This is a genomic window from Catellatospora sp. KI3, assembly GCF_029948125.1.
GTDB lineage: Bacteria > Actinomycetota > Actinomycetes > Mycobacteriales > Micromonosporaceae > Catellatospora.
Genome location: NZ_JASAMB010000079.1, coordinates 1 through 515, shown reverse-complemented (window position 1 = coordinate 515; position 515 = coordinate 1). Strand labels below are relative to the sequence as shown.

The following is a 515-nucleotide window of genomic DNA, read 5'->3' as shown; positions in this document are numbered from 1 at the left end:
GTTGACGGTGTAGGTCTGGGTTCGTTGGGGGTATTGGCCTGCGTTGGGCCCGTATTTGCTGGTCGGGTTCTTGACGGTGCGTGCCTTGACGCGTTGGCGGGCTCGGGCGGGCAGCAGGTTGTCCTGGACTGCCCGGCCGATCGCGCCGACCATGGCGGTCGGGCCGGCGGGCAGGATGTTGGCTGCGGTGATGACCTGGTCGCGGGCGGTGTGCAGGGCGACGGTGAAGCTGGCCCGGTGGTGCGGAGTGTCGGGCAGGGCGGTGATCGCGTCGGCGGTGGTGCGGATGATGGCCTGGTAGACGGTCAGCAGTGCCCAGACTTCCTGGTCGATGTCGGCGGGGTGGTGTGAGCGCAGGACTCTGCCGTCGAGGACGGTCGACTTGATCGACAGGAATGTGGTCTCGATCTGCCAGCGCTGGTGGTAGAGGTCGACCAGTTCGGTGGCGGGGTAGCGGGTGTGGTCGAGCAGGCTGGTGATCAGCCGCCATGGTTCGGTGCGGGTGGTGCCGTCGG

At 67.8% G+C, this 515-nt stretch carries 1 protein-coding gene; it reads right to left on the bottom strand.

Annotated elements, in window-relative coordinates:
- A partial coding sequence (locus tag QEZ54_RS36270) for a transposase (protein WP_281309319.1) occupies window positions 1–515 on the bottom strand: 515 nt, incomplete at both ends.